This is a genomic window from Myroides sp. TSA_177.3 (assembly GCF_052691955.1).
Map to the genome: position 1 here is coordinate 93,349 of NZ_JBQZGD010000011.1, position 26,630 is coordinate 119,978.

A 26,630-nucleotide genomic window follows, 5' to 3' on the forward strand; every position below is an offset into this window, starting at 1 on the left:
CTTCTGCATTTGGTATTTTTATTTGCTTGATGAACGTAGGAAATTTTTATTTTAAACGTAAAACGCTTTTTTCTTTGCTGAAATAAAAAGAGAGACCAACGAAGGAAAAGAATTGAATTGAGTTTGTTCAAAAAATTAAAGGAATTATAAGAAAACGGGACAATTGTTGCTTTATTCAAAATGAGGGAAGTCTATCGTGTTAATTCGCTATTAAACTGCAGAAAACCTCGCAATCTCAAGGGATCCTTTGACGTTAGTAGTATTGAATCAAGGTGAAAGGATTTTAAGATGAGAAAAGCAATCGTGTTTTTGTTTTTGATTTTAGCAGTAACAGCACAAGGAAAACGAAAACCCAGTTTAAAAAAAGCAGATAAGTATTTTGCTCGAACAACTTATGTTCAAGCGAAGGATGAGTATACGCGTTTATTGAGAGGACGCCATACGCCAAACTACATCTATCAACAGTTGGCGTTGTGTTATGACGAGTTAGGACTTTCTGTTCAAGCCGCACAATACTATGCGAAAGCATTGGAACAAGACCCAGCTTTGAATGTAGAGTTTTATTATCGTTTGGCCTATAATTTGACGCAAAATGGACGATATGAAGTAGCAGAAGCAGCGATGCGAAAGTTTGCAAAAGGAGCTCCTGAGGATGCCCGCGCCCATTATTTTTTACAACATGCTAAGGAATACCCCACGGCTGGGGCGAATCCTTCTACTTACTTTGTTGAAGAATCAGGCATTAATGATTCGTTTTATGCCGATCACAGTGTCTCTTGGTCTACAACAGATACCCTTTTATTTGTGTCAAATCGAACGAAATACAAACAAAAGTGGGTTCGTCGATTATTTGAGGTACGAGAAAAGGGAACTTCTTTTCCCAATACGGGTATTTATCAAGCGATGATTAAATCCAAAGATGAACCGGTCTATGAACATAGTTTAGTACGCGGGCGTATCAATCGTCGTTTTATGGACGGACAAGCAGTTATGCACCCATCAAATAAGTTGATTTATTTTACTTCGGAAAGTTATCGTCACCGCAAGTTTAGAAAAAACAAAGCAGTGAAACAACGCCAGGGGATGATGAGCCTATTTTGGGCAGAGCGAAAAGGGAAGAAATGGAGGAAAATTAAGGTGTTGCCTTTTGTACAAGAAGGTTTTACCTATGTTAATCCATTTATTACCCCCAAAGGAGATTACCTTTATTTTGCTTCTAATCAACCGGGTAGTATTGGTGGATTAGATCTTTGGAGAGTGCCCATTGAAGAAGGTGGAAAGACTTTTGGAGAACCAGAACACCTTGGTGATCGCATCAATACCGGATATAACGAGGACTATCCTTTTATTAGCGGAGATAATACCCTTTATTTTACATCAGACCGTTGGGGAGGCTATGGAGGATTGGATATTTACGCCTTAGATTTAAATGACCCACAAGCGAAACCTCAAAATTTAGGTGAGGGAATCAATACCCCGAAGGATGATTTTAATTGGGTATACAATAGTCAGCGCGAATATGGTTTCCTTTCAACGAATCGCATTGGTAGGCAAGATATTTATCGCGTAAAGCCTATTTGTGGCACTCAAGTAAGTGGTGTCGTTCAAGATGGAGAAACAAAAGACGTTTTAGCAGGGGTTCAGCTGACTTTTGTCGATATTTCTCGTCAAGTTCTGGCGGAAGTACAAACGGATGCTCAAGGGCGATTTACCATTGAGGTACCTTGTGATAAAGCGTATGTGATAAAAGTAGAAAAAGAGGAATACTTTTATAAAGAAGAGGAAGGAAAGAGTAAAAAAGAAGAGACAGATTTGAAACCGATTTTCTTGAGAAAACAAGTACAACCTCAAATTCAAGACAATAAAATCGTGTTGAATGACATTCCTTTTGGGTTTGATCAGGCGACAATTACAGCAGTAGGGGCGCACGAATTGGATCGTTTAGTAGCCTTCATGCAAGAGCATCAAACGATGCGTATTCTCATTGTTGCGCATACCGACCAAGTGGGGAAAGAAAAGTACAACAAAAAGCTATCACAGGCTAGAGCTGATGCAACAGCCCAGTATTTATATGACAAAGGCATTGATGCTCAACGAGTAGAAACAAAGGGCATGGGGAGTAGCGAGCCAAAAGTGCCATGTAAAACTTGTACAGACGAAGAAAATCAACAAAATAGACGTTCGGAGTTTATTATTCTCCAGCGATAAAAAATAGAAACGGAATAGCTTGCGCTATTCCGTTTCTATTTTATTCAATACAAAGTTTGCTTTTAACTGTTGCACAACCACTTGCTTATTGGTTGGATTGAAACTGTACGTAACGGTTCCCTCTGGTGATCGAAAAGTATTTTCTCCCACCGCATCTAGTAGCGCATAGCGATTACAACCCGATGGCTTTAAGAATAATTTATTTTTTTCGATGACAAATTCAATCGTCAAATCCAATTGAGGTTGACGGTATGTTCCTACATAAGGTTGTAATTGTTCATCCGTAACAGGAATCGTTTCAAACTGTGGTAACGTGTATTTTTTATTATAGAGAATGGCCAGCAAGGCATCAAATAATTGATAATGAGAAAAAGCAGCTCCATTAATAGCATAGACAAAGGTTAACTTTTCTGCTTCATTGTAGTAAAGCAAAGAAAAAGACCCGAAAGTACCGCCAGTGTGCCCAATAAAATTCTTCTTCTTATAGAGGTAATACATCATGCCTCTTCCGTATTTTTCCTTATAAGGAACCGGTTTCATGTTCGCTAAACTATTTTTAGAAATTAATTTATGGCTAAACAAGGCTTGATTAAATCGCGCTAAATCGTCAATAGAAGCAATTAAATCATTGACCCCATTGGTGTTTTCAAAACTCATTTCTTTCATGGTTTCCCACTGATCAAAGAGTTGGTAGGATTGCACTTCGTAAGGTACAATATCGCTGGACGTATAGGTGTTTTTTAAATGAATCTTTTGAATGATGTGTTTTTTTACTGCTTCATCATAGCTGAGGTTGCGTTTCTGTTCTACAATACGCGCAAGTAAATAGTATCCTGTATTGGAAAAGAAAAAATTCTTCTTTTTTGCCCCATAATGAGGTGTTCCTTGCTGAATAATGTTGTCCGTGATATCCTCTTGGGTTTGTACTTCTTTCAACCAATAGAAATCGTCATCTTTACAGGTATAATCGTCTAATCCACTCGTGTGGCTGAGTAAATCGCTGATTTTAATTGTAAACAAATTAGGGATATTGAGTGCTGGAAAGTAGGAAGCAACCCGATCATCTAAGTTAAGCTTTCCTTCATCAACCAACTGATAGATTAAAACCGCAGTAAACATCTTCGTAATGGAGCCAATGCGGTATAGATGTGGGGTTTGTTTATCCTCTCCAACTAACTCATGGCCAAAATCTCGGGTGTAAATAACCTTATTGTTCTTATAGATCGCTACTGAACCAATGCCTCTTTGATGAGCAGTAATACGCTGGATGTATTCATCTGCTTTGGTGGTATTGAATTTTTGCGCCCATATAAAAGGAGCGACAAGTAAAAGGATAAAGGTCAGCGACAACTTGTTTTTCATGGAATCAGATACTTGCGGATGATTTCAAATATATTGAATTAATTGTAGACCACCGCATGACAGAACCTAAGAATAGGGGGAGGTAAATAAAAAAAGCAGCCCAAGTATTGAGGCTGCTTAAAAAGTACAAAGTAATGCGTAATTTATCTAAATGTATAAGCAACGCTCAGTGACATCCAATTGTTTTTCCATTTCGCATCAGAATCTTCCATGTTGTTGATATTCGTCATACCCAGATTGTATCTGAGGTTAAGATCGAGATTGTCAGTTAATTTGTATCCACCACCAGCAAAAAGACTGACGTCGAAAAACTTGATGCCCTCAGGCATAAGCATCATACCTGGCTCCTCTTCATTATATGGGTTTTTTCCAAAAAATGTCATCCCTAGATTTGCTCCAAGAAAAGTTTTAAACTTTTGTTTAAACATATAATGCACACTAATTGGTTCGATAAGTGCTGTGTGCAAAACGACATTGGTATTGTATTCTTTTATTCTAGCACCAAGATTGGCATAGCCCAACCCAAATCGAATAGCCCAGTGATCATTAAAATCATACGAATTGTACAACCCAATGAAGAGTCCTGCTTTTTCACTAGCATCTAATCCATTAATATTGGAAAGTGTACCTCCAACTTCAATTCCGAAATCACAATCGTAGCAATACAAATCATTGCCATAAAATTGCGCATTTGCTGTATAGCAAGAAAGGAATAAGAAAAGAAAGGTAAGGTGTAATTTTAATTTCATATTGGTTTATTGGTTTGTTAAGCAAGTTTTATACGTCTCAAGTAACACATGGAGTCGATTGGATTTTTTTTCTGATTTTTGAGCTTCTGCAAAAAGTTCCATGATGTTTTCACATTCAGGAAATAATAGTTCTTTAGCTCCACCTATTTTAGATTCAAAAGATTCATCCAAATAAGGATCTGTATTCACGAGTATATCAGAATTGTGCTTGCTTAAGTAAAAACCTTGTGATAAAGGGTCGAAAATAATCAATATGTACTCTTCCCCTTTTTTCTTTTTGACATCATACATTAGCCCTGCAGCAGAAACAATAATGTTTTCGTTAACATCTGTTATCATAGACCAAACATCTACATTTTGTCTTTTGCGGATTTCACCATTTTTTTTAAAATGAGAGACTTTTCCGCGCTTAAAGGAAATTTTTTTTTGACCGTCATTGATGTAAATATCCATGTAGGCTAAGGTACTAGCATCGAGGCTCTGTTTTTGACCATCAATTCTAACTTTTAGTTTTTTCGCATTTACTTTTAAGGGCATCTCAATTTCGAGATGAACAGCTCTATTGTCGTTTTTATAATAAACAGTGCCTTTGTATGGTTTTGCTGAAATCAATAAAGGAAATAGAAATAGGAAGGTGAGTAAGAAATTCTTCATTGTTAAAAAATTTGGGCAAACATAAACATTTTATTAACATATTCAAATTGATGTTTTAGATTAATAAGTGAAGTTGTCAAAAAAAAGAGGGTTTATTGTATTAATTTAAAGTATTTTCTACTATTTCAATCCCTACTAATTTCTCCATTTTACTGTTGTGGTAATGAAAAGCTTCTAATAGAGATTTGTCTTTATTCTGTGTTTCTCCTAAATATTGTTTGTAGATAGCTTCAACATTAAATTTGCTTTGTTGCAATTGTAGAAATAAAAAAGCCTGATTCATTTTGTTCTGAATCAGGCTTAGCTGTGTATTGATAAAATTGTTTTCTTCATTGGGAGGATGTGCTTTTTGCTGGGTATTTTGCCAATGTTCTGGTTTAAGGAATAAACCTGTAGCAAATTGCTTTCTTTGTTCTTTATAGGTTAACCTACAGGTAATAGGAGCTAAGCCTTGTTTATTTATTCTACTCCTAGAAATAATAAACAGTAGATTTAATTTATGTAGTTTCATAGTTTGTTGGGTTTAGGGTATAAAAAAACTACCTGATGAGGTAGTTTTTATTTTTATATAGATAATTTATTTTAAACTATCTTTTTTATTTTGAATTCCTATTTCAATTTTTTTATAAAATTCTGAAGGCTTAAACTTTAAATCTTTAAGTAAAATAATAGCTCTATCAAAGGCTATAAATGTTACAAGAGATTGTATAATAGGTCTTTCTAAAAGTAATATTGTGTCATAAAAAGATAACTCTTGAAATTTATATATATTAATGAAAATAATAGCAAAGAAATTAAATGTATAGATTAAAAATCTCATATTCTCTTTCGATAAAAGGTACTCAGAAATCTCTTTAATATTGTATGGTTTTAGTTTTTGTGATGTTTTGTATCTAGCGGGACTGTTTTTTTCTATAAATTTTAATATTACTTTATTAAAGGTGATGTAGAATACATAGGATGTTAAAAATGATAGGTATAGTTTTAATTCAAAATTAATAGGAGTTTTTAAAAGTTTTAAAAAGAGTGATGAATTCGCAACTATTATAAGAGGTAAACCAATGTACAAAATCACATTCATCATTATTAAAATTAAAGGAAATGTATTGTTTAAAATTTTCGAAACTAAACTAAAAGGAAAATATAATATTTGAAAGACAAATTGAATAATTTTATTTTTACATATTTTAAGTGTTATTAGTACTATCAAAAAATATACTGGTACTATTAATGCCAATATGGGATAAAATAAAAATATTAATGGGATAATAGTTGTAATTAGAAGTACTGCTATTATTTTTAATAGTAAGAGTGCACTATATTTTAATTCTTGCATTTTTTTGAGTCTAAAAGCTTAGGATATAAAATTGCGTATTAATATTTTATCTGTTAATTTCAGATAGAAAAATTTTGTAGTTTTCTATATTAGAAAACTTATCTAAATTAATTAAATTTAATTGTTTATCTGATTTTTTGAAAGAGTTACTGAAACCAGAATAACCTATTTCATTGTCGAAAATTTCTTCAAATTTAATTCCCCATTTTTTTAAAAAGTTTATTTTTTCAATTAAACTTGACCTTGATAATCCACTTGATGTAATTTGACCATGATAAATTTTATTTCTTATTCTTATTATTTTTCTAATTTCAATCAGATCTTCAGTATAATGGTCTCCATACATTTCTTCAATAGACTTTTGATATATCTGATTAATGCCTATGATAAAATTTTCAAAATACATTTTTGTATTGCTCGCGAGTGTTTCTCTTAGTTGAGGGATATCTTTGTTTGTGAAAACAGGATGCTGATAAATCAAAAAAGTAAATATTCTTCTTATCTGTTTTTCAATTTTTATATGAGAGAGAATAAAAGCATCAATACCTCTAGTGTTGTGCTGAGAGTTAAGTATTAAGTTTACTGTAGAAAATTCATTTTCGAAGTTCATAATTATATGATTAATAGAGTAATTAAAAAGATTCTTCTTTTGATTAAGAAATATCAAAAATAATCAAATGTTAGGGAGAATAAAATATTTGTTAATTAGTATGGTGTAAACTATGTTTTTGAAAACATGCAACCTCCACACAAAATATGCAACCTATTTTGCAACCTTTTAAACCATAAAGAATAAGGGGAGTAAATTACGCTAATAAAGGTAATGTATTGAATAACTGAGGTATAAAAACAAAAAAAGCCACCCTAAAGGTAGCTTTTTATTTAAAAGTGGAGAAGATGGGGCTCGAACCCACGACCTCTTGACTGCCAGTCAAGCACTCTAGCCAACTGAGCTACATCCCCAACCTTGTGCTTTTTATCGAGTTTTACTCTCGATTAAAAGTTGCGCTAACATACTCATTTTTTTCTGATATACATCAGCAATTTCATTATTAATGTATAAATCCATATTGCTAATTGGAATACTATAAGGTAAAGACCAGGCTCTTAATGCTTTGGCAACATTATCTAAGGCCTGAATTCCCTGCATGGCTTGATTCCCTGCGGACCAACACGTAAAACCAATAATCTTATTGGTCAAATACGCCGGTGTATCGCGAGAAGTGAGTTCCAACCAATCTAGCGCGTTTTTCATTACTCCCGTCATACCTCCGTGATATAAAGGAGTTAACCAAATCATGACATCCGCAGCGCGAAAGGCATCAATAAATCGGGTAACATCTTGAGGAGGGGTTTCCATGTGTTTTGCTTGGAATATAGGGATCTGATAATCAGATAAGTGTACTTGTTCTACCTCTAGGTTAGCCTTTATGAATTCGTCAGCATAGAATTGGGCAATACGTCGTGACGTTCTAAAAGATTCTTCATCCAAAGAACCATTAAAAATTAAAGCTTTCATAAAACTATTTTGTGTTTTTTTACGGCTTACAATTTACGATAAATATTTGTCACCTTGTCTTTTTAAAATGCGAAAATGCGTCTGCTTATTCCGAAATCAAGTGCTTGGGAATAAAACCAAACATCAAGAGTAGGGCATTATCTTGATATAAATTAAGGGTTTGTTCGGCTACATCAAAAGAGAAGGTTTCCCCTTCTAGCAGCTGAATAAAATCTTTTTCGACCGTCTTGCGATTGGTAGACATACACGTTCTCTTTTTGACCTCTAAATCGAAAAACTGGATTTTATTTAAGGCATTGCTGATGGCAATTTTACCTGTAAAATAGCTACAACCTGTAAAACCAGAAACGGTATTGCTGTGAAAGTCAAAAGTCAAATAAGGATGATACACGCGATCGCTGTTTCCCTTGAGTTGAATTAATTTCCACGCATGCTTTTCAATGTAATTGAGCAAAGGGTTTTGAGGTTGTACTGAAAAGGTAAACGTTTGTTTGTTCTCATTTACAATCGTTAATACCGCTTGATCCGTTTCTACTCGAAGTCGTTGATTACTTAAGGCTTGTAAAAAGGCCTTTTCAAATTCATTGACATTTTTGGTACAACTATTATCATTGGTTATGATTGCATCTGTTGTAATTTGGGTATAGTTTCTTCTTTCCTTGATCTGTTTGATCGGTAAGGTATAATTATTACATCCTGCAAATCCCTTAATCTCGTATTTAATGGTATTGATTTGCAAAGTGGTTTGTCGCTGAATGGGTAATATATTGGTTGCTTGCGTTAAAATCCAAGTCGTATTGAGGATAGAATCCTGTGGAATTTGAGCTTGTGCCTGAGGGACAAAGGCGAGCAAGACCAATAAGGTTAGGTAGATTTTATTCATAGCAGCGGTGTGTTTTTAGGTTCTTAAAGATAGTGAATTAACTGTTTCGATAGAAGATAAAATAATACTTAACAGCAATCTAACATTTTAGACGAAAGGAAAGCCAGAACGAAGACTTGAAGAACCCTTGGATTTTATCTTTTAATTTATTGATGATAAATTGGGTGAGAAGCATAATTAATTGTAATTTTACTCCCCAAACACAACTCTTTTTTATATGAATCCAAAAGTATTACTTACTTCAAAAGAGATTGATATTATTCTTCATCGTTTGGCCTGTCAGTTGGTGGAAAATCACTTGGATTTTTCCAATACATTACTGATTGGTATTCAACCCCGTGGTAAATATTTAGCGAAGCGAATCAAAGCCATTTTGGAAACAGAATACAATATTACAGATGTTCCTTTAGGATATTTGGATATTACGTTTTTCCGCGATGATTTTAGGAGAAATCAAAAGCCACTTGAAGCAAATCGAACTGAAATTGACTTTCTTGTTGAAGATAAGAAAGTAGTTTTTATTGATGATGTTTTATATACAGGACGTAGCATTCGCGCAGCTTTGACTGCTATTCAATCGTTTGGACGACCTGCAGAAATTGAATTATTGGTGCTAATAGACAGAAGATTTAGTCGTCATTTGCCTATTCAACCAGATTATAGAGGAAGACAGGTAGATGCTTTTGACCAAGAAGCGGTACGCGTGCATTGGTCTGAAGATGGTACAAGCGACTGCATCTATTTGGAAGAATTTGACAATAATTAAACGGAAAATCTAGTTGAAGTAATGAAAGAATTAAGTGTAAATCACCTATTAGGAATAAAATATATTAATAAAGCGGATATTGATTTGATTTTTGAAACAGCAGATCATTTTAAAGAAGTAATCAATAGACCCATCAAAAAAGTACCTTCACTACGAGATATTACTATTGCCAATATCTTTTTTGAAAACAGTACGCGAACAAAATTGTCTTTTGAATTGGCTCAAAAGCGATTATCAGCTGATGTTATCAGTTTTTCCTCTGCCCAATCTTCCGTTAAAAAAGGAGAAACATTGATTGATACCGTAAATAATATTTTAGCAATGAAAGTGGACATGGTAGTTATGCGTCATAGCAATCCAGGAGCCGCTTATTTTTTGTCTAAAAATGTGAAAGCGAGTATTGTAAATGCTGGTGATGGAGCACACGAACACCCAACGCAAGCACTTTTGGATAGCTATTCTATTCGCGAAAGATTAGGCGATGTAGCGGGTAAAAAAGTGGTGATTGTAGGGGATATATTGCATTCACGTGTGGCTTTATCCAATATTTTTGCTTTGCAAATGCAAGGAGCAGAAGTACGCGTTTGTGGACCTAAAACATTAATTCCAAAATATATTGAGAGTCTAGGGGTAAAAGTAGAACCTAATTTGAGAAAAGCGCTAGAGTGGTGTGATGTAGCGAATATGCTACGCGTGCAAAATGAGCGTTTGGATTTTAGCTATTTCCCTAATACAAGAGAATATGCTCAACAATACGGTTTGACGAAGGAAATTTTAGATTCTTTAGATAAAGAAATTGTAGTAATGCACCCAGGGCCAATCAATAGAGGGGTTGAGATTACATCTGATGTTGCTGATTCTCAACAATCTGTTATTTTGGATCAAGTAGAAAATGGAGTAGCCATCCGCATGGCGGTGATTTATCTTTTGGCATCCAAAATTAAATAGCTACTTTAGTACTATAAAACAAAAAGAAAAATGAAAGTTACGGAGAAAGGACACACCAAAGTAATCCAGATTGGAAGCGATACGATAACGGGATTAGTGCAGAAGATAACAGACCAATACAAGGCTTTGTTTCACACGTTTAATCTCGTGCTTGATTTGTCAGGTTCACAAGAAACAATCACGGAAGAAACGCTAGAGGCCATGGAAGAATTAGCAATTGAACACATGGAAAACGCAAATAAATCGTTCGTCATTGTGCTCTCAGAAGTTAATTTTAATGACTTTGATGGAGATCTAATTGTCGTGCCAACCAAACAGGAAGCTTTCGATTTGATTGAAATGGACGAAATTCAACGTGATTTAGAATTATAGAAATAGAAAAGGCTTAAGGTAATTAAGCCTTTTTCTTTTGTATGCTCTGGGCTTTTTTGTAACTTACAAGCACGAATTATAAAATCTTGACCCATTGAAACTTACTATATTAGGTTGTTATGCAGCTACACCAAGAACAATGACAAATCCAACTTCTCAAGTTTTGGAGCTAAATGGACATATGTTTTTGATTGATGCTGGAGAAGGTACTCAAATCCAATTAAGAAAGAAAAAACTTAAGTTTCAACGAATTAACCATATTTTTATTTCACATTTACACGGAGATCATCTGTATGGTTTAATTGGTTTGATTTCAACCTATTCTCTTTTAAATAGACAGAGTGATTTACATGTCTATGGACCGAAAGGAATTAAAGAAATTATTTTATTGCAATTGCGATTGAGTAATTCTTTTACTGGCTATAATTTGTACTTCCATGAATTAGAAAGCAAAGAAAGTGAGGTAGTCTTTGAGGATGATCGCGTGATTGTACGTACCATTCCTTTAGACCACCGCGTGTATACCAATGGTTATTTGTTTGAATCTAAACCAGGTGATCGAAAGTTGAGAATTGGTGCGATTGAAGATTTAGGAATTGATCACTGTTATTATCGAAAGATAAAACAAGGAGGAGATATAATGTTAGAGGATGGAACACTAGTGCGTAATGAGGATATTACCTATGATCCGGAACCTACGGAAAGCTATGCTTTTTGCTCCGATACGTACTATTCGGAAGCGATTGTACCGATTATCAAAGATGTGGATGTTTTATACCATGAAAGTACTTTTTTAGAATCAGAGATCCATTATACGGAACGTACCAAACACTGTACAGCGAAACAAGCAGCGATGATTGCGAAATTAGCAGGTGCTAAAACATTGGTATTAGGGCATTATTCAACCCGATACGATGATATCAGCCTTTTTAAGAAAGAAGCAGCAGAAGTTTTTGAGGGAACGATAGAAAATGCCGATGATGGTGTTATCTTTGATTTCACTAAATAAACCAACACAATGAGCGATTTAAGTAACTATAGAAAATCATACGAAAAACAAGTACTGATTGAAGCGGAAGTCAATCCTAATCCCATGATGCAATTTCGCCAATGGTTTTGCGAAGTAGAAGATTTTGGAGGGGTGGAAGAAGTGAATGCCATGACTGTTTCATCTATTGGCTTGGATGGGTTTCCTAAAGCAAGAGTGGTACTGTTGAAATCATATGATGAAAATGGCTTTGTATTTTTTACCAATTATCAGTCAGAAAAAGGAAAAGCAATTACAGCGAACCCCCATATATGTCTATCTTTTTTTTGGCCTTCGATGGAGCGTCAAGTGATTATCAAAGGAATCGCAAAAAAAGTTAGCGACAATCAATCGGATAATTATTTCGATAGTCGTCCTTTGGGAAGTCGTTTGGGCGCTATTGTTTCCAACCAAAGTGAGGTTATTGAATCTTACGAAGGTTTGGTGCAAACATTAAAAGAATTAGAACAAACATCAACAGAAGATACCGTTCATCGCCCAAAACATTGGGGCGGTTTTTGTGTAGAGCCTGTGAGTATTGAATTCTGGCAAGGAAGACCGAATCGCCTACATGATCGTATTCGCTATACCTTAACAGCGGATCAATTGGATTGGAAAATTGAACGTTTAGCGCCTTAAAAATAGAATAGAAATGAAAATACAGCAAATAATACTTCCTCTTGTTGTGGTTGGTTTTATGATTTGGGCTTTAATGGAACAAGCATCGAATCAGCCTCGATTATGGGTACAAGTCATTGGAGTCGCTTTATTCTTTTTAGCCATGGCTCGTCTCATGCAAAAGACACCGAGTAATGCACCGAAAAAATCATTAATCGTTCGTTCTGATGCTCCTACTGAAGCAGAGGAAGCAATGGAAGACTATTCGATAACTGTAGTAGATAAAAAAAGTAATAGGAAGCACGATGTTAAGTAAAGGAGATTACGTACAAGTATTAGACGAAAATGAAGAGGGGATTATAACCCAAATTCAAGGAGATCAAGTAACTATAGAAACAAAGGATGGATTTGTATTGAATTACAAACCCTCAGAGTTGTTGAAGATAGGAAAAGATCAAGAAGTAGATTTTAAATCTGCCAGTTCTAAAGGTTCAATTCAAGAAGCTTTACAAAGTAAAGTTGAACCTAAAAAACGATCGTTTGTCAAAGAAAAGAAATCGCGTAAGGATGAGTTCGTCTTAGAGGTTGATTTGCATATTGAAAAATTGACCAAGGACTATAGACGCATGGAAAAACACGATATGCTTACGTTGCAATTGGATGCTGCTAGAGGACAACTTGAGTTTGCTATCCGCAATCGAATTCCGCGTATTGTATTCATACATGGAGTAGGAGAGGGAGTACTGAAAGCAGAATTAGAATTTTTGTTTAGCCGATATGCTGAGGTTGTTGCAGAAGACGCAAATTACCAGAAATACGGTGTAGGTGCTACTCAAATTTATATCAAACAAAATCCAAATCGATAAATAGATAAAAAGAAAAAGTCCATGTTAGCATGGACTTTTTCTTTTATAAGGTATGAGGGTAATTGATATCGTGTAAATCTTCTTGGAGCTGTTGCCAATCATCAAAATCACTTTGAAGGGCAAGTACTATAGCTCTCGTTAATGGTACACCTTGATAAAGGGCTACAATAGTTTCTCGCATGAGTGGTGTCATCGCTTCTTCCTCACCATCAAAATGGTAGTCAATAGCCCATTGAATATAGGTTTGGGGATTTCCATCTAAAATGTATAACTGGTCCTCAGAACCATCTTCTTCATATTCAATTTCTCCTGTTTGCCAAATATGCTCATCATTTGTCCAAAGGCAGTAGGTTGTCCCAATAGACGCTACAGGCTCCCCATAGATAAAACCAGTATATACCTCAGGTAATTGATGGGTTAACGCACCTTTGTTGGGTAATTGACTTTCATAGTCGTATAATTCATGTGCAAACCCATTGATAACTGCTCCAGACGCCTTAAAAAGAATAAGCATTTCATCTCCTTCACCATCTCGCATCTGGAAAAATTCTTCTTCAGTATCCCAGTGGGCGTTATAGGAATAATAACGGTATTCCCAGGTTGGACTAAAAATAGCATCTAAAATAGCGAGTGATTTACAGCGTTTTTGTAGTTCTTCGGGTGTAGGGAGATTCTTGCTATGGGTTGTACTGAGTATCATAGGTAAAACGGAATTAGTTGGTTTGTATTAAAATATAGACTTCTTGGTTGTTATAAGGATTGGCTGTTGTTATGGTAAACTGATGCGGCAATTCCTCTTGTTTCAATATTGCATAGAGAAAAGCAAAGTTTACCTTCGGAGGGGTGACTAAAAGAACAAGTTGGTACGCAATACATGTATAGTCGTCGTTAATGTGCGTTTTTCCTTCTAGGATGGTCATTCCTGCTTCCTCTAGTGCCGTTGAAAGTCTATGTACAAGCATTTCCCATACTTCCTCCAAGTAATCAAAACTATTGTGAATGTCTACGATTGCATAAGGAAACTGTATAGCAAGAGCCATTTTTTTGGGATAGGGAATTGCAACATCTTGTTGTATGAGAATAGGCATAGTAAACGTTTAGTCTTTTAAAGATAGCTAAAAGGAAACACTTTCAGCAGAAAGCAAAAAAAAATCCCCAATATTGGGGACTTTATAGCGGTTGTTGCCGTGGTTATTCTTGGGTGAAACTTCCAAAAGGAAGGATTGCTTTTCCAAAAGTTAAGTTGTTGTACTGTGCTTTAGCAAATACCACATTGCGCAACGTAATTTCATGTAATAATTTAGCGGGTGCTCCTTCTGCAGGATTGGTCCATCTTGTGTTAATCACAATTTCTCCTGTTGTAGCGGTCCAGTTTTCAACCAAGCGATTGTTATTTGCTGGTGTATTACCTGGAATATCTCCGTCGTTTTCACAAACTTCTGTCAAGTTAATCCCAGCACGAGCATATTGTCTATAAGCTAGAGGACGCTCAGCAGATAAAGGAATTACTTTTTCACTTGTATCTTGAGGGAAGTCTTCCGCATTCAATTCAACTAACATTGCTTCTTTATCAGCAAGGGTAATCCATTGTGTTTGACAAGGATTAATTGTTTTCAATGTATTGTCGTTGTTCAAAAATTTAAATCCTAAGGTATTAGAATTGTAATTGTTGGTTCCAAATGGCATACGATCATATTTGATATTCGTATCTCCATCGATGAAATTGACATTTAAAATGGTGAAATTATACTGATACGTTAAGTTCACACTGTGATCGTCAGTGAGTACATTGCTATCATTATTCTTGATTGAAACCATGCGCTGTGTACGCAATGTTGCTCCTGGTGAAGCTAGAATTTCTTCTAATACAGAGGGCGTACTAGGCGCTGGAAAAGAACAAATGGAGGCCGTTTCAACTTTGCTGTTGTATTTTCTATACGCTAAACTATTATTGGTTCCGTCTATTTCAACATCTACAGTTTGAATACTTTCATCACGCATGATGTTGTCCATATCCGCAACTAAGATAAAAGCTTCTGTATTTTTTAGTTTGTAAAACACTTTCGCTCCATCACCGATGCTAGAACAGCGATTCACAGTGGTTACAGTAGAAAAGTCAATATCATTATAGGTAAGCTTGCCATCGTTGCAAGAACTTAATCCAAATAAGCCTAGAGCAGCTACCAGGGTATACACCTTCTTCATAAAATAAATATATCGTTATCGAGAATACAAAAATACTTTTTTTATCTTAAGTAGGTACTATGAAGAGCAGATATAGGTTATTTAATTATCTTTGATAACGTTAAAGATAACTTAAAATGTAAGCTATTCGCTATGAATTCATTGACTACCAAAACCAATTACCCTGCTTTATACACCTTAGTAACTGTTTTTTTCTTCTGGGGATTTTTCGCCGCAGGGAATAGTATTTTCATTCCGTTTTGTAAGGCTTTTTTTGATTTAGATCAGTTTCAGTCTCAATTGATTGATTTCTCTTTTTATACCGCATACTATTTTGGAGCACTATTGCTCTTTTTAGTCAGTGCGTGGAAGAAGAAAGATGTGGTGAATAATTGGGGGTATAAGCGCTCAATTGTGTATGGGTTGTTGTTTTCAACAGGAGGCGCAATAGCTATGATTTGGGCTGTTCAAATCAGCGTATACGCAGCGTTGTTGGTGGGGTTGTTTATTGTGGCCTTGGGTTTCTCCCTGCAGCAGATTGCAGCCAATCCGTTTGCGATTTCACTTGGTGATCCCAAAACAGGAACAAGTCGAGTGAGCCTTGGTGGCGGAATTAATTCACTTGGAACCACGATAGGCCCTTTGTTAATGGCTTATGCTTTATATGGGAGTACTAAAACGCTAACAGATGACCAAATTCAACATTTGAGCTTGGATAGTATGACCTTGCTATACGGGGCCGTTGGAGGATTATTTCTCTTGGCTGCTTTATTGTTCTTCTTTTCAAAAAAAATACCAGATAGCAAGAGTAGTGCTGAGATAAAACCCGCTAAAAAAGCGATGGTGTTGTTGGTGAGTATGACTGTTTTATTAGTCGCTGTTTTTATCCCAGTGTTTAATACATATAAAAGTGAAGCGTATTTACGCGTATCGGCGTTGCAAAAGCAACAAGAGACAGTAATTAGTTCATTAAAAGTAGAGCAAAACGAAGAAGTAAGGATTGCGAATGAAGTAAAATTGACGAATCTAAAGCAAGAAATCAAAGAAACCTTAACGCCAATCGAAAACAAGCGTATCTACCTTTTAGGAGGAGCCTTGCTGATTATTGTTGGAAGTATAGCCTTTGCTTATTTTACAAGCCAAAGAAATAAAGAAGGATGGGGAGCGATGCAATACCCTCAATTGCTTTTGGGGATGTTAGCAATCTTTGCTTATGTAGGAGTTGAGGTTGGAATTGGAAGTAATTTAGGCGAATTGCTCAAATTAGAAGAGTTCGGATCGCTACAGGCGGTTGAAATTGCGCCTTATGTCTCGATGTATTGGGGAAGCTTGATGATTGGACGCTGGGCAGGTGCAGTAAGTGTTTTTCAATTGAGTAAAAGAAATGAGTTAATCGCTTTGATAGCGGTGCCTTTTTTAGCGTATTTCGTTATTTTATTCGCTAATTATTTCGCAGGGAATGAAATTGAACATTTGTATTACTATAGTTTATGTGTAGCGATTCAAATTGTCTTTTCTTTTTGGAGTAAAAATAAATCAGCGCGTACGATGATTTTATTTAGCTTGTTTGGTTTATTGGCTATGATTGTAGGACTCTTTTCTAGTGGAATGCTAGCAATTTATGCCTTCTTAGCTGGTGGATTGGCTTGCAGTGTACTTTGGCCTGCTATTTTTAATATCGCTATTATGGGATTAGGAAAATATACAGCACAAGGTTCGTCGTTTTTGATTATGATGATTCTAGGTGGTGGAATATTGCCCCCAATTCAAGGGAAATTAGCCGATATCATTGGTATTCATGAATCTTATATCGTAAATGCAGTGTGTTTTGGTTATTTGTTACTCTTTGGTATCTTGGCGAAAAAAGTACTGCATAAACAAGGGATTGCGATTGATGAGATTGATTAAGAGTTATGGGTTAAGAGTTATGGGTTAAGAGGGTGAGGAGGTGAGATAAAGGGTGAGGCGATGAGATGTAAAATCTCGTAGTGGCAAATGGCAATTTGCCAGTTAACAAGAGAATCGGTGATGAGAGGATGAAAATCTCGTAGTGGCAAATGGCAATTTGCCAAGTAGCAAGATAAATTATGAAAAAAAGACGATAAGATAGTCAGAGGGTGAGGCGATGAGATGTAAAATCTCGTAGTGGCAAATGGCAATTTGCCAAGTAACTGGATAATTTGTTTGATTAAGAGTGGGTCAAAAGAACCAAATCTTGTATACACCCATACCTCATAACCCATACCTCATCCCCCATATTCTTTTAGATTATTGAGAATATTTTGCATTTGCACCAAGTGTCTAAGGTTGTGGAAAACAACAACTTTCAAGGTATCTCCCAGTTTTAATTTGATCCATTTACTTATGGAAATGGATGTTTTAGTTTGGTTTAAATTGATGTTTTTGGCTTGTTCTAAAAGAGCAATCAGACTGTCTTGTTGTTGAATGAAAACGGTTAAAACCTCACGATCTACATGACTTGTACTGGGGTTCATGGATTTAAATGTCTTCATTTTGTTGAGTTTTTCTTTAGGTAACATGCTTTTAGCGAAATAATTACCTAAATATCCGCTCTTGAATACAGGAGAGGGAGTGGTGTATTTGGTGGTGCTTATTCTGATTGTGATTTCAGGGATATAAAAATAACCATATCGATTGAGGTGTTCCATACATTCCAAAACACTCCAACTCGCAGGTTGAGGTCTAGTATAAAGTAGAAAGTCAGGAAGCTCTTGAAAAGCAATAGCTTCTTGTTTGATTTGTTGCGTTAGTTCCAGTAAGTTTGAGAGTAGCTTAGTCGTTTCCATTTTATTTTTTGACAAAATTGACCTTAATTTTCAAGATAAAAATTGATTCAAGTCAAGATTTCTTTAATCGAGATAAGGTTTCTGGTGACATGCCTAAGTAAGACGCAATATACTTGTTTGGAATTTCTTGAAACAAACGCGGACTTCGTTGTAAAACACGTGTATAGCGCTCCAATGGTGATTTAATAAGTAAGTCTTTTTCACGTTCCAATTGTTGTAAAATTAAACCTTCTAAAAGCATATCCCAAAGAATTTGATGCGCTGTATTACTGCGAATAAATTGAAGGTACTGTTCTTTTTTAATGACTTTTATTGTCGTTTTTTTAAGGCTTGGATATGAAATTCGGTCGGTTTATTGGTGATAAAACTATCCAATGCGGCAATAAAATTATGACGATAACCAAATCGAATAATGTGTTCTTGATCCTGCAGGAGGATAGAAATTTTCACACTTCCTGTTTCGATATAGTAAATATTGGTGTCAATAGTATGCGCAAGCGTCAGGTACTCCATTCGTTTTAAGGTGATGGTTTTGTCCCAGCGATTCGCTTGTTCTAAACTGTTGTATAAAGTAGAAATGAGGTCCATAGAGAAAAGGGTTTACGGCAGGAAAAGATACAGTTAAAAGAACTAAATGTAAAAAGATATGTTGAAGGGAACAATAATATGGAAGTGATTTTGACCATTATCTTTTTTGTTTTTATTACATTTGTATTCGAATAAAATAAATGACTTAGAAAGACGTTATTTCGTGTAAATGAAGTGACGTATCTCATTCAACTAATTAAATAATGAAACAAATATATCTGGATAATGCCGCAACTACTTCTGTCCGCCCAGAAGTAATTGAAGAGATGGTGAAAGTATTGAGAAATGATTTTGGTAACCCTTCATCGACATACTCAATCGGACGGCATGCGAAAGCATTAATTGAAGGGGCAAGAAAAACAATTGCCAAACAATTTAATGTAAGTTCTTCAGAGATCATTTTTACTTCTTGTGGAACAGAGGCAAATAACTGGATTTTGCTTTCTGCTGTACGCGATTTAGGAGTGAAACGAATTATTACGACACAATTGGAACACCATGCTGTTTTAAATACAGTAAAGCACTTAGCACAGGTGTATGGAATTGAGGTTGTATTTCTAACTATTAATCCCAACAGTGAAATTGACTATACTCAATTGGAGAATCTTCTGAAAGAAGACACCAAGACATTAGTGAGTTTGATGCATGTAAACAATGAGGTGGGGACAGAATTAGACTTGGAAAAAGTAGCGCATTTATGTGTAGAACATGGGGCTCTTTTTCACTGTGATACGGTACAATCTGTTGGAAAGAAAAGATTAGATTTAAGTGTGTTGCCGATCGATTTTATCGTAGCAAGCGCGCATAAATTTCACGGACCTAAAGGAATTGGGTTTGCTTTTATCCGCAAGAAAAACGTATTGAAACCTGCCATCCACGGTGGAGAACAAGAAAAGGGATTACGTGCGGGAACTGAAGGTGTACACCAAGTGGTAGGAATGGCAAAGGCACTAGAAATGGCTTATGATTTACTAGAAGAGGAAAGTGCTTACATTGCGGATATTAAATCATACTGCCAACAGCGTCTAGTAGAAGTATATCCTCAAGTGAAATTCAACGGAAATAGCACAGGGTTTTACAATATCCTCAATGTGTTGTTGCCGATGACACAAGAAAAAGCTGCGATGATGTTATTCCAATTGGATATGAAAGGAATTGCAGTATCAAGAGGAAGTGCTTGTCAATCGGGAAGCCAAAAGCCTTCACATGTTTTAGCACAGTTCTTAAACGAGGAAGACTTGAAGAAACCGAGCCTAAGATTGTCATTTAGTCATGAAAATACAAAAGAAGAGATTGATCGATTGATTGAACTTCTTCAAGAAATTTAAGAAAAAGAATCTACTAAGTTGAATTAGTAGATTTTTTTGTTTTCCAATTGTTCAAAAAATAAATAAAAAAGAGGTAAAAAAATGTTAATGTAAAAAGCTTTGTTTTACAATAACATTCGCATTAAATTTGCACAAACAACACACTATTTATGAGTTCAAGTAATAGATACGCGCTTCGCGGAGTTTCTGCTGAGAAAGAAGATGTTCACAATGCAATAAAGAACATAGATAAAGGATTGTTTCCTAAAGCATTCTGTAAAATTATTCCCGACCACTTAACTGGGGATGAAGATTATTGTTTGATTATGCATGCCGATGGAGCAGGAACAAAATCATCATTAGCTTATATGTACTGGAAAGAAACAGGAGATATTTCTGTTTGGAAAGGGATTGCTCAAGATGCCTTAATCATGAATATTGATGATTTATTATGTGTGGGTGCAACAGATAATATCTTGTTGTCAAGCACAATTGGACGTAATAAAAACTTAGTTCCAGGTGAAGTAATTTCGGCTATCATTAACGGAACAGAAGAGCTAATCGAAGAGCTAAAATCATTTGGTGTAACGATTCACTCTACTGGAGGAGAAACAGCTGATGTGGGAGATTTAGTTCGCACAATTATTGTGGATTCTACAGTTACAGCAAGAATGAAACGCAGCGATGTTATTGACAACGCTAATATTAAAGCAGGAGACGTTATTGTTGGATTAGAGTCTTTTGGTCAAGCAACGTATGAGAAAGGATACAATGGAGGAATGGGAAGTAATGGACTTACTTCTGCTCGTCATGATGTATTTGATCATTCCTTAGCGGCTAAATATCCAGAAAGTTATGATTCATCTGTTCCAGAGGAATTAGTGTATTCTGGAAAAGTACAATTGACAGACGCAGTAGCAAATTCGCCTATTGATGCTGGAAAACTAGTATTATCTCCAACGAGAACTTATGCGCCAATCATCAAAGCGATTTTAGATCAATATAACGCAGACGATGTACACGGTATGATTCACTGTAGTGGTGGAGCGCAAACAAAAATCTTGCACTTTATCGATCAGTTACATATTATCAAAGATAATTTATTTGAAGTACCACCTTTGTTTCAATTGATACAAGAACAATCAAAGACAGATTGGAAAGAAATGTATCAAGTATTCAATTGCGGACATCGTATGGAATTATACGTAAATCCTGCTGTTGCAGAAGATATTATAGCAATTGCTGAATCATTCAACGTAAGAGCACAAATTGTGGGTAGAGTAGAGGCTTCAGCTGATAAAAAATTAACGATTCAATCAACATACGGGACATTTAATTACTAGAATGGGACGTTTATTAGCTATTGATTTTGGTCAGAAAAGAACGGGTATCGCAGTAACCGATGAATTGCAAATTATTGCATCGGGTTTAACGACTGTCGATACAAAAGAGCTTATGTCTTTTTTAAAAGACTACTTTCAAAAAGAAAAGGTGGAAAAAGTGGTTATAGGTGAACCCAAGCGCTTGAATAATGAGCCTTCGGAAGTTACGCCTATTTTAAATGCATTTATCGATACATTTAAAAAAACATTTCCTACAATGCCAGTGGAACGAATAGATGAGCGTTTTACCTCTAAAATGGCCTTCCAAACCATGATTGATAGTGGGTTGAAGAAAAAACAAAGACAAAACAAAGCATTGATTGATGAGATTGCCGCAACCATAATCTTACAAGATTATATGGGACGGAATACATTTTAATCCATTCTTTTTTAAAATTTTAGCAGTAAAAAACTGTTTTTCCTGTAGATAAAAATTAATTTTGCATATAAATAAATATTCGATATAATGTCAAGTATACAAAAATCTGAGGTTGATGTTGTTTTGGTAGGAGCCGGAATCATGAGTGCTACTCTTGGAATCTTACTAAAAGAATTAAATCCGAACCTAAAAATTGAAATCTTAGAACGTTTAGATCGCGCTGCAGCTGAGAGTTCAGACGCAATGAATAATGCGGGTACAGGACACTCTGCATTTTGTGAATTAAACTATACACCAGAAAAAGCTGATGGTAGCGTTGATGCAACAAAGGCAATTAGCATTGTTGAGCAATTTGAAATATCAAGGCAGTTTTGGTCATACTTGGTAAAAAAGAATGTATTAAAAGATCCTCGTAAGTTTATTAATTCTGTGCCGCATATGAGTTTCGTATGGGGAAAAGACAACGTAAGCTTTTTAGAGAAAAGATATAATGAACTTCAAAAATACCCATTGTTTCACGGGATGGAGTTTTCAAAAGAGGTTGATCAGATCAAAACGTGGGCTCCTTTGTTAATGGAAGAAAGAAAGCTGGACGACGTATATGCAGCAACGTATATGCCAATCGGAACAGATGTAAACTTTGGAGAATTAACAAGAGAGATTTTTGATCACTTGACAACAGAAGATGGCGTAAATGTTCACTTCAATAATCAAGTAACTGATATCAAGCGCAAAGGAGATAAATGGAGCGTTTCTGCAAAAGATGAAAAAACAGGAGAGCACAGAAAAGTAAAAGCGAAATTTGTTTTCGTTGGTGCTGGTGGTGGAGCAATCTTGTTATTACAAAAGGCGGATATTCCTGAAAGTAAAGGCTATGGTGGTTTCCCAGTAGGAGGAGAATGGTTGGTGTGTAACAATCCGAAGATTGTTCAAAAACACATGGCTAAAGTATACGGAAAAGCATCTGTAGGAGCACCTCCGATGTCAGTTCCTCACTTAGATACTCGTTTTATCGATGGAAAACACTCGCTATTGTTTGGCCCTTACGCAGGTTTCTCAACAAAATTCTTGAAAAGAGGATCAAACTTAGATTTATTTAAATCGTTAGAATTAAATAATATCGGCCCAATGCTTGGTGCTGGAATGCGTAACTTAGATTTGACAAAATATTTGATTGGACAAGTTTTACAATCAGATAAATCAAGATATGAATCGCTGAGAGAATACTTCCCAGCTGCACAAGACGAGGATTGGAAAGTGGAACATGCAGGTCAACGTGTACAAGTAATCAAAAGAGATAAAGACGGAAAGGGAATTCTACAATTCGGAACAGAAGTTGTGAATTCAGCAGATGGTTCAATTGCTGCTTTATTAGGAGCTTCTCCAGGAGCTTCAACAGCAACAGCAATTATGTTGAAATTATTGGCTAATTGCTTCCCTACAGAATTTAATTCACCAGAATGGAATACTAAATTCAAAGAGATGATTCCTTCTTACGGTCTTAAATTAAATGAACACCCTGAAATGGTTGCAGAAATTAGAGAGAATTGTTCGAAAGTTTTGAGAATTTTCCCTAACAACTAGTAAACCATCAAAATCGATATATAAAGCACCTTTACTTGTTAAAGGTGCTTTTTTTTTTGGGAGGTAAAAAGAATGATACAATGCGCCGTAAAGACAAATGGTAATTTACCACTACGAGATTTTACATCTTAACGCCTCACCTTCTCAACCCATAACTCAATCCATAATCTCACACCAATCACACCAATCACACCACCTCACCACCTCACCTTCTCACCCCATAACCCATAACCTCTAACTCATAACTCAACCCATAACCTCTAACCCATAACCTCTAACCCATAACCTCTAACCCATAACCTCTAACCCATAACCTCTAACCCATAACCTCTAACCCATAACCTCTAACCCATAACCTCTAACCCATAACCCATAACCTCTAACTCATAACTCAACCCATAACCTCACACCCTCTCACCACCTCACCTTAGTCCATCACTTTTATTTATCGTTTTTAAAAACACCATAGATTTAATTTATTCAATTATAACCTAATGGTATAGTAAATAGGTCTACAAAGGTTTGATAATTAGTATATTTGAAATACAAATTAACGAAATAAAGTACAAGACTATGGAAAACAAAAAACTGACAACCGCTTCGGGAAGACCTTATGTAGAACATGAAAATTCGATGACAGCAGGAGAAAGAGGACCTGTATTGTTGCAAGATTATATTTTGCATGAGAAAATGGCTCATTTCAACAGAGAGAGAATTCCAGAGCGCGTAGTACATGCGAAAGGTTCTGGAGCCTATGGAACATTTACTGTAACGAATGACATTACTCCGTACACCAAAGCAAAATTATTTAGTGAAGTAGGGAAGCAGACAAAAGTATTTTTGCGTTTCTCAACCGTAGGAGGCGAGAAAGGATCTGCAGATTCAGAACGTGACCCACGAGGATTTGCCTTGCGATTTTATACAGAAGATGGAAATTGGGATTTAGTAGGAAATAATACTCCAGTATTCTTTATTAAAGATGCGAAGAAGTTTAGTGACTTTATTCACACGCAAAAACGCCACCCACAAACCAACTTGAAATCAGCAACTATGATGTGGGATTTCTGGTCATTAAACCCAGAAAGTTTACACCAAGTATTAATCTTGATGTCGGATCGTGGTACACCTTTTGGCTATAGACATATGAATGGATATGGAAGCCATACATTCTCTATGATTAATGCGGAGAATGAACGTGTGTATGTAAAATTCCACTTCAAAACAGCACAGGGAATTAAGAACTTAACCGGACTAGAAGCCGATCAAATGCGTACAACCGATATGGATTACGCACAACGTGACTTATTCGAACACATTGAAAAAGGAGATTTTCCAAAATGGAATCTGAAAATTCAAGTCATGACAGAAGCAGAAAGTCGCGTAGCAAAAGTAAATCCATTTGACGTAACGAAAGTTTGGCCGCATAAAGATTATCCTTTAATTGATGTTGGAGTACTTGAGTTGAATGAAAACCCGCAGAATTACTTCCAAGATGTTGAACAAGCTGCTTTTGCACCTACTCATATCGTGGATGGAATTGGTTTCTCTCCTGACCGTATGTTACAAGGACGTATTTTATCTTACCCTGATGCCCAACGTTACCGCTTAGGGGCAAATTATGAGCAAATTCCAGTAAACCGCTGTCCTTTTGCTACAAATAACTACCAAAGAGATGGTGCAATGCGCATTGATGGAAATGGAGGAAGTGAACCAAACTATTACCCAAATAGTTTTGATTCTATCGTTGTCGATCAAAGTTACAAAGAACCTGCATTAGATTTAGGAGAACAAGTAGTAGCGGATCACTATGATCGAAATGGAGTAGGAGAGGACGATCACTTTACACAACCAGGTAACTTATATCGCATCATGACAGAGGAAGCAAAAACCAATACAGTACATAATATTGTAGGAGCAATGAGTGGAATCGATGGACCAAAACGCGAAGAAATTATCTTCCGTCAATTGTGCCACTGGTTTAGAGCCGATGCTGATTTAGGTATGCGAATTGCCAAAGGATTACAAGTAGACGTAAGTAAGTTTATGCAATAATGCACGAATTATCACGATAATCAAAAAAGCCTCACACGTGAGGCTTTTTTTGTATCATATGATAGAGCGGTTTATTCTTCTCCTTGTATTTTTTTCAATGCGCGATTCAGTGTTCGCGTGGTAATCCCCAAATAAGAAGCCATATCCTCTTTGGAGATCGCTACTTGATTCTTCTCTTGTAGATGCAAAAGTTTTTCCAAAGCATGTTCAACGGTGTACAATTGTTGAAAAGAAGCTCTTTCACTCGTGTGATATACACGTAAAGCTTCTACAGATAATAATACATTGTTAAACGTAATATCCGTTTTCAGTAAGTGGTCAAAAATAGACAACGGAATCACATACGCTTCTACGTAAGAAATCGCTTCAACGGAGCACAAACAAGGCATTTTGCCCAGATATTCAATTTCCCCCATGATTTCCCCACGACTCAAAAACTCCGGAATATACTCCTTCCCATTCTCTTCCGTAATATAACATTTCGTTATTCCCTCGCGGATCACAATAATCTTGGTGATCTGTTCTCCTTGGGTGAGTATCGTATCTTTAGGACTGTATTGTATTAATTGTATTTTATCTGCTATAATGTCTTTGTGTGCAATCGATTCAATATAGGATAAAAAATCAAGATTTATTCTTAACATATTTTTATCATTAGGAGGACAAATGTCCTATAATAGATTCAAATTAATATGGAATTTTGTTTTGTTCAAATGTAAAGAATTTAATCTTAGCGATGTGTTGTGTTAAGATAGATTTAAACATATAGAACGCAAAACAAGCTAGCAAAAATACAAGTTATTTAAAAACAGAAGAAGTGTGTGTAAGTGATAAAAAATCTTCTGTTTTTAACATATAAAATATTCGTGTTGATGTGTACCTTGGTATACTCATAACTTTGTGTTGATTTTCAAATCCTAATTTGAAAAGTAAAAAGTGTGGTTAGATTATAAAAAGAAGTCCTTTTTTCAGGGACTTCTTTTTTTTTGCTCTTTGTGAGGTTTGTTGCAAGAGGTTTTTTTGCTTTTTTGCGAGAGGT

Annotated in this window: 27 protein-coding genes, 1 tRNA gene and 1 pseudogene; 14 read left to right on the top strand and 15 right to left on the bottom strand. The window is 35.7% G+C overall.

What is annotated here, in order from left to right:
• Positions 1–288: 288 nt before the first annotated feature.
• Positions 289–2,208 (top strand): OmpA family protein, encoded by a 1,920-nt coding sequence (locus ACUTSE_RS11780; protein WP_445640358.1) that lies wholly within the window; start codon positions 289–291, stop codon positions 2,206–2,208.
• A gap of 24 nt (positions 2,209–2,232) precedes the next feature.
• On the opposite strand, the gene ACUTSE_RS11785 is transcribed toward ACUTSE_RS11780, so the two are convergent.
• The 9 genes from ACUTSE_RS11785 to ACUTSE_RS11825 form a co-directional block, all read right to left on the bottom strand.
• On the bottom strand, positions 2,233–3,570 hold the full coding sequence (locus ACUTSE_RS11785) for a serine hydrolase domain-containing protein (protein ID WP_445640359.1): 1,338 nt from the start codon (positions 3,568–3,570) through the stop codon (positions 2,233–2,235).
• A 143-nt stretch (positions 3,571–3,713) separates the two neighbouring features.
• Positions 3,714–4,319: an outer membrane beta-barrel protein gene (locus ACUTSE_RS11790; protein WP_445640360.1), complete on the bottom strand. Its 606-nt coding sequence runs from the start codon at positions 4,317–4,319 to the stop codon at positions 3,714–3,716.
• A 6-nt stretch (positions 4,320–4,325) separates the two neighbouring features.
• Complete coding sequence (locus tag ACUTSE_RS11795) at positions 4,326–4,973, bottom strand: hypothetical protein (protein WP_445640361.1); 648 nt, start codon at positions 4,971–4,973, stop codon at positions 4,326–4,328.
• A gap of 100 nt (positions 4,974–5,073) precedes the next feature.
• Positions 5,074–5,484: an Arm DNA-binding domain-containing protein gene (locus ACUTSE_RS11800; protein ID WP_445640362.1), complete on the bottom strand. Its 411-nt coding sequence runs from the start codon at positions 5,482–5,484 to the stop codon at positions 5,074–5,076.
• Positions 5,485–5,550: 66 nt separating this feature from the next.
• Positions 5,551–6,309 (bottom strand): hypothetical protein, encoded by a 759-nt coding sequence (locus ACUTSE_RS11805; protein ID WP_445640363.1) that lies wholly within the window; start codon positions 6,307–6,309, stop codon positions 5,551–5,553.
• Between the two features lie 46 nt (positions 6,310–6,355).
• Complete coding sequence (locus ACUTSE_RS11810) at positions 6,356–6,919, bottom strand: hypothetical protein (protein ID WP_445640364.1); 564 nt, start codon at positions 6,917–6,919, stop codon at positions 6,356–6,358.
• A 279-nt stretch (positions 6,920–7,198) separates the two neighbouring features.
• Positions 7,199–7,272, bottom strand: a tRNA-Ala gene (locus ACUTSE_RS11815).
• 13 nt (positions 7,273–7,285) lie between these two features.
• Positions 7,286–7,828 carry an NADPH-dependent FMN reductase gene (locus ACUTSE_RS11820; protein WP_002991157.1) on the bottom strand — a complete coding sequence of 181 codons (543 nt, stop codon included), beginning with the start codon at positions 7,826–7,828 and terminating at the stop codon, positions 7,286–7,288.
• A gap of 85 nt (positions 7,829–7,913) precedes the next feature.
• Positions 7,914–8,711: an META domain-containing protein gene (locus tag ACUTSE_RS11825; RefSeq protein ID WP_445640365.1), complete on the bottom strand. Its 798-nt coding sequence runs from the start codon at positions 8,709–8,711 to the stop codon at positions 7,914–7,916.
• Positions 8,712–8,928: 217 nt separating this feature from the next.
• Here ACUTSE_RS11825 and pyrR point away from each other — a divergent pair, with 217 nt between their 5' ends.
• The 7 genes from pyrR (at position 8,929) to ACUTSE_RS11860 (ending at position 13,308) form a co-directional block, all read left to right on the top strand.
• On the top strand, positions 8,929–9,477 hold the full coding sequence (gene pyrR / locus ACUTSE_RS11830) for a bifunctional pyr operon transcriptional regulator/uracil phosphoribosyltransferase PyrR (RefSeq protein ID WP_115089742.1): 549 nt from the start codon (positions 8,929–8,931) through the stop codon (positions 9,475–9,477).
• Between the two features lie 21 nt (positions 9,478–9,498).
• Positions 9,499–10,425: an aspartate carbamoyltransferase catalytic subunit gene (locus ACUTSE_RS11835; protein ID WP_002991164.1), complete on the top strand. Its 927-nt coding sequence runs from the start codon at positions 9,499–9,501 to the stop codon at positions 10,423–10,425.
• A gap of 30 nt (positions 10,426–10,455) precedes the next feature.
• Entirely contained in the window at positions 10,456–10,797 is a 342-nt protein-coding gene (locus ACUTSE_RS11840) for a ribonuclease Z (RefSeq protein ID WP_445640366.1), read from the top strand.
• A 94-nt stretch (positions 10,798–10,891) separates the two neighbouring features.
• On the top strand, positions 10,892–11,806 hold the full coding sequence (locus tag ACUTSE_RS11845; protein WP_445640367.1) for a ribonuclease Z: 915 nt from the start codon (positions 10,892–10,894) through the stop codon (positions 11,804–11,806).
• Positions 11,807–11,815: 9 nt separating this feature from the next.
• A complete protein-coding gene (gene pdxH, locus ACUTSE_RS11850; protein ID WP_445640368.1) occupies positions 11,816–12,463 on the top strand; it encodes a pyridoxamine 5'-phosphate oxidase in 648 nt (215 codons plus the stop codon).
• A 13-nt stretch (positions 12,464–12,476) separates the two neighbouring features.
• Positions 12,477–12,758, top strand: a complete 282-nt coding sequence (locus ACUTSE_RS11855) for a hypothetical protein (protein WP_445640369.1) — start codon at positions 12,477–12,479, stop codon at positions 12,756–12,758.
• Positions 12,748–13,308 (top strand): hypothetical protein, encoded by a 561-nt coding sequence (locus tag ACUTSE_RS11860; protein ID WP_002991173.1) that lies wholly within the window; start codon positions 12,748–12,750, stop codon positions 13,306–13,308. The genes ACUTSE_RS11855 and ACUTSE_RS11860 overlap by 11 nt, the downstream gene beginning before the upstream one ends.
• A 43-nt stretch (positions 13,309–13,351) precedes the next feature.
• Here ACUTSE_RS11860 and ACUTSE_RS11865 read toward each other — a convergent pair whose 3' ends face one another.
• The 3 genes from ACUTSE_RS11865 to ACUTSE_RS11875 all read right to left on the bottom strand — a co-directional run bounded on the left by ACUTSE_RS11865 (position 13,352) and on the right by ACUTSE_RS11875 (position 15,513).
• Positions 13,352–14,008, bottom strand: a complete 657-nt coding sequence (locus ACUTSE_RS11865; protein ID WP_445640370.1) for a hypothetical protein — start codon at positions 14,006–14,008, stop codon at positions 13,352–13,354.
• Between the two features lie 13 nt (positions 14,009–14,021).
• Positions 14,022–14,396 carry a hypothetical protein gene (locus ACUTSE_RS11870; RefSeq protein ID WP_445640371.1) on the bottom strand — a complete coding sequence of 125 codons (375 nt, stop codon included), beginning with the start codon at positions 14,394–14,396 and terminating at the stop codon, positions 14,022–14,024.
• Positions 14,397–14,499: 103 nt separating this feature from the next.
• Positions 14,500–15,513: a hypothetical protein gene (locus ACUTSE_RS11875; protein ID WP_445640372.1), complete on the bottom strand. Its 1,014-nt coding sequence runs from the start codon at positions 15,511–15,513 to the stop codon at positions 14,500–14,502.
• Positions 15,514–15,645: 132 nt separating this feature from the next.
• Between ACUTSE_RS11875 and ACUTSE_RS11880 the strand changes: the two genes are divergently transcribed.
• Positions 15,646–17,400: an MFS transporter gene (locus ACUTSE_RS11880; RefSeq protein ID WP_445640373.1), complete on the top strand. Its 1,755-nt coding sequence runs from the start codon at positions 15,646–15,648 to the stop codon at positions 17,398–17,400.
• Between the two features lie 338 nt (positions 17,401–17,738).
• On the opposite strand, the gene ACUTSE_RS11885 is transcribed toward ACUTSE_RS11880, so the two are convergent.
• Complete coding sequence (locus ACUTSE_RS11885) at positions 17,739–18,299, bottom strand: DinB family protein (RefSeq protein WP_445640374.1); 561 nt, start codon at positions 18,297–18,299, stop codon at positions 17,739–17,741.
• Between the two features lie 52 nt (positions 18,300–18,351).
• Positions 18,352–18,887, bottom strand: a pseudogene (locus ACUTSE_RS11890) (Crp/Fnr family transcriptional regulator).
• Positions 18,888–19,090: 203 nt separating this feature from the next.
• Between ACUTSE_RS11890 and ACUTSE_RS11895 the strand changes: the two are divergent.
• From ACUTSE_RS11895 to ACUTSE_RS11915, 5 genes are all read left to right on the top strand, one after another.
• Complete coding sequence (locus ACUTSE_RS11895) at positions 19,091–20,215, top strand: cysteine desulfurase family protein (protein ID WP_445640375.1); 1,125 nt, start codon at positions 19,091–19,093, stop codon at positions 20,213–20,215.
• Positions 20,216–20,364: 149 nt separating this feature from the next.
• Positions 20,365–21,537, top strand: coding sequence for an AIR synthase related protein (locus tag ACUTSE_RS11900; protein WP_445640376.1), 1,173 nt, complete (start codon positions 20,365–20,367; stop codon positions 21,535–21,537).
• Between the two features lies 1 nt (position 21,538).
• The gene (gene ruvX, locus ACUTSE_RS11905) at positions 21,539–21,955 is read left to right on the top strand and encodes a Holliday junction resolvase RuvX (protein ID WP_002991189.1); all 417 of its coding nucleotides are present in this window, start codon (positions 21,539–21,541) and stop codon (positions 21,953–21,955) included.
• 87 nt (positions 21,956–22,042) lie between these two features.
• Positions 22,043–23,539 carry a malate:quinone oxidoreductase gene (locus tag ACUTSE_RS11910; RefSeq protein ID WP_445640377.1) on the top strand — a complete coding sequence of 499 codons (1,497 nt, stop codon included), beginning with the start codon at positions 22,043–22,045 and terminating at the stop codon, positions 23,537–23,539.
• Positions 23,540–24,112: 573 nt separating this feature from the next.
• Positions 24,113–25,591 (top strand): catalase, encoded by a 1,479-nt coding sequence (locus ACUTSE_RS11915; protein WP_445640378.1) that lies wholly within the window; start codon positions 24,113–24,115, stop codon positions 25,589–25,591.
• Positions 25,592–25,662: 71 nt separating this feature from the next.
• Here the strand turns inward: ACUTSE_RS11915 and ACUTSE_RS11920 are convergent, their stop codons facing one another.
• On the bottom strand, positions 25,663–26,235 hold the full coding sequence (locus ACUTSE_RS11920) for a Crp/Fnr family transcriptional regulator (protein WP_002991194.1): 573 nt from the start codon (positions 26,233–26,235) through the stop codon (positions 25,663–25,665).
• Positions 26,236–26,630: the final 395 nt, after the last annotated feature.